The sequence below is a fragment of the Microcystis sp. LEGE 08355 genome (genome assembly GCF_015207185.1).
GTDB lineage: Bacteria > Cyanobacteriota > Cyanobacteriia > Cyanobacteriales > Microcystaceae > Microcystis > Microcystis panniformis.
Genome location: NZ_JADEXI010000545.1, coordinates 1 through 3,140 on the forward strand (window position 1 = coordinate 1; position 3,140 = coordinate 3,140).

3 protein-coding genes are annotated in these 3,140 nt (G+C 45.0%); all 3 read left to right on the forward strand.

Annotation, left to right across the window (positions count from 1 at the left end; translation table 11 throughout):
* The first annotated feature begins 31 nt into the window (after positions 1-31).
* The 3 genes from IQ242_RS20790 to IQ242_RS20800 all read left to right on the forward strand — a co-directional run bounded on the left by IQ242_RS20790 (position 32) and on the right by IQ242_RS20800 (position 3,138).
* A complete protein-coding gene (locus tag IQ242_RS20790) occupies positions 32-1,291 on the forward strand; it encodes a phosphopantothenoylcysteine decarboxylase (RefSeq protein ID WP_193961258.1) in 1,260 nt (419 codons plus the stop codon).
* Positions 1,292-1,334: 43 nt separating this feature from the next.
* The gene (locus tag IQ242_RS20795) at positions 1,335-1,634 is read left to right on the forward strand and encodes a 2Fe-2S iron-sulfur cluster-binding protein (protein ID WP_002766752.1); all 300 of its coding nucleotides are present in this window, start codon (positions 1,335-1,337) and stop codon (positions 1,632-1,634) included.
* Between the two features lie 547 nt (positions 1,635-2,181).
* A complete protein-coding gene (locus IQ242_RS20800; protein ID WP_002766753.1) occupies positions 2,182-3,138 on the forward strand; it encodes an RNA polymerase sigma factor, RpoD/SigA family in 957 nt (318 codons plus the stop codon).
* Positions 3,139-3,140 lie beyond the last annotated feature (2 nt).

Below are 3,140 nucleotides of genomic sequence, written 5' to 3' on the forward strand. Positions count from 1 at the left end.
CCCCACTCCCCATCTCCCAACCCCCAAATTTATGACTTGGAATTTCTCCTCTCCCACGGATTCGGACTTAGGCGATCGCGAAGTACCCTTAGAGAGTCATCATCTCTGGGGTAAACGGATTGCTTTACTGGTGACAGGAGGGATTGCGGCCATGAAAGCGCCGCTAATTGCCCGATCTTTGCGGAAATTCGGGGCTACAGTCGTGGCTTTTGTCTCAGAAGAAGCTTTAAGATACGTCACTAAGGAAGCTTTGGAATGGAGTACGGTTAATCCCGTAGTTAGTCAATTAACGGCAAAAGTAGAACATTTAAGCGATCAATCTCCCTTTGATCTTTATTTAGTCGCCCCCGCTACCTATAACACGATTAATAAGTTTCGTTACGGAATCGCTGACGGAGTGATCACTTCATGCTTGGCCTCGGCCTTGGGACGACAGGAAAAGGGAAAAACTAAAATTCTGCTTGTCCCCACCATGCACGGCAGTTTACATAATGCTATTCTGACCGAATCTTTGCAAACTCTCGATCGCTGGGGAGTCCAGATTATGTCACCCCGGGATGATTACGGTAAGCACAATCTCCCCGGGGAAAAAGAGATTACCGTAGCAGCCTGTGGGATTCTCAGTAATTCTGTACTGAAAAATATGCCGATTTTAGTCACTGGTGGACCCACACCCGTTATTATCGATAATATTCGTCGTTTAACCAATCGTTTTACCGGACAATTAGGAGTCGCTATTGCAGAAGAATTGTACCTGCGCGGGGCAAAGGTGCAGTTAATCCACGGACGCGGCAGCTATACACCCCCCGCTTATTTACCCCACGAAATTATTGAAACTTATGACGAGTATCTAGGGAAGGTTATGGGAGAATTAGAGAGTAAAGATTATAAATTTGGGATTTTTTCGGCAGCAGTGGCAGATTATCGCTTAGAAAGCCCTTTTTACGGCAAAATTTCCAGTGGTGGGCAGTTAAATCTTAATTTTGTGCCGACGGAAAAAGTGATTGACAAGGTGAGAGAAAAATTTCCCGATTTAGAGATGGTGACTTTCAAGTATCAGGAAGGAGTTAGTCAGGAGGAGTTACTGGAAATCGCCCGTAAACGCCTAGAAAAGGGCTATCAGGCTGTTATTGCTAATCGGGGCGAGGAAAAGGGCGATCACGGGGAACAGGTGGCTTATTTGGTCACAAAAGCGGCATTGGGGAAATTTATCGGCAAAAAAGCGATCGCTATTGGCATCGCCGAATATTTAGAACAGCGAGCCAAAAATGTTACAATCAAAAAAATTTAATATTTTTTAATATTAATTTGCAAAAATTTAGGGTGAGACAGTCATGGGTAACATCAACTTCGTCAAAGAGAATAAGATCGTGGTAGCGGCAGATGGGGCGAACTTACGAGAGAAAGCAATCCAGAATGGCGTTGATATCTACACTTTTGGCGGTAAATTGATGAATTGTGGCGGTTACGGTCAGTGTGGTACTTGTATAGTGGCAATTGTCGAGGGTCTGGAAAATCTCTCAGCCAAAACCGACTTTGAGCAGCGCTGTCTGAAGAAAAAACCCGAAAATTATCGTTTAGCCTGTCAAACCATGGTTAATGGTCCGATTAGCGTCCAAACTAAACCAAAATAGCACTTAAGCGTCAGCAACGCACCGGTGGGGAAAGTGCGGGGAGCAGAACCATTGAGGGGTTCAATACCGGCGAAAATTGCTCAACGGATTTAGTATGACTACTCCCTGCTCCCCTCACCGATCGCTCTGCGATCAGTGAGGGGAGCAAATTGCTCATTTTGTCATCTAGATTGCATCCTGATTGGAAACCTCTGGGTAATCTATGAGTAGGGATACTCAAACCTACTCTTCATCGGTGCGTTCCTGAGAGGGATATTTTTTTTTCTCATAAACTTTACATTATTTAATAATTGTTGTAATATTAGTTAAATAAACAAGCTTGTCACTACTCGCCATTTATGCCCATAAAATCTATATATAGCCAAAAAAAGAACTATAGAGGCAATTAAATCCTCAATTGGATTTCTCTCTATCCTTGAGTAACCACTTACTTGTCTCTTTACAAAACGAGAAGAAACCCTGATAGCATCTCCTTAACTGCCCCTGGGGAAGCAATCGGAAAAACGCCATCAATCCCTGAATATCAACCCTCAACCGACGCGCACTCATGAAAACCTCGAAAAACCACACCGATCCAGTTCGCGCCTATCTCAGAGAAATTGGCCGAGTTCCCCTTCTCAGCCATGAAGAAGAAATTCTCTACGCAAAACAGGTACAAAGATTAATTTTTCTGGAAAAAATCAAAGAATCCCTAAGGGCTAAACTCGGCAGCGATCCCAGCGATCGCCAGTGGTCAGAAGCGGCGGAAATTAGTGAAGAACAACTGCGTCGAGAATTAGGGGCAGGGGATTTCGCCAAACGCAAGATGGTAGAAGCGAACCTGCGTCTAGTGGTTTCCGTCGCTAAAAAATACCTAAAACGCAATCTAGATCTATTAGACCTCATCCAAGAGGGAACCATTGGGATGCAAAGAGGTGTGGAAAAATTCGATCCCACCAAAGGCTATCGCTTTTCCACCTATGCCTATTGGTGGATTCGCCAAGCTATCACCCGAGCGATCGCAGAAAAAAGTCGCACCATCCGTCTGCCCATCCACATCACCGAAAAACTGAATAAAATCAAAAAAGCCCAGCGTCAACTAGCTCAAGATAAAGGTCGCGCTGCCACCATTGCCGAATTAGCCGAGGAATTAGACCTAACTCCCAAACAGGTGCGAGACTACTTGGAAAGGTCCCGTCAACCCCTTTCCCTTGACTTAAAGGTGGGGGACAATCAAGACACGGAATTAGGGGAACTCTTGGAAGATACGGGACTTTCCCCGGAAGATTACACTGCCTATTCTTCCCTCCAGGTGGATTTGGAAAAACTGATGGCAGACCTCACTCCTCAACAAAAAGAAGTGATTTGTCTGCGTTTTGGTTTAGATAATGGGCAGCCCCTCACCCTAGCAAAAATTGGCGTTCGACTCAATATCAGTCGTGAACGCGTCCGTCAGATCGAACGAGAAGCGATCGCTAAATTAAGAAAACGCAAGGCCAACATCAGAGAATATCTAGCTAGTTAGGG

Bases quoted from the DNA above. Each gene is read 5' to 3' on its own strand.
- IQ242_RS20795 (WP_002766752.1), top strand. From the start codon at position 1,335: ATGGGTAACATCAACTTCGTCAAAGAGAATAAGATCGTGGTAGCGGCA.
- IQ242_RS20800 (WP_002766753.1), top strand. From the start codon at position 2,182: ATGAAAACCTCGAAAAACCACACCGATCCAGTTCGCGCCTATCTCAGA.
- IQ242_RS20790 (WP_193961258.1), top strand. From the start codon at position 32: ATGACTTGGAATTTCTCCTCTCCCACGGATTCGGACTTAGGCGATCGC.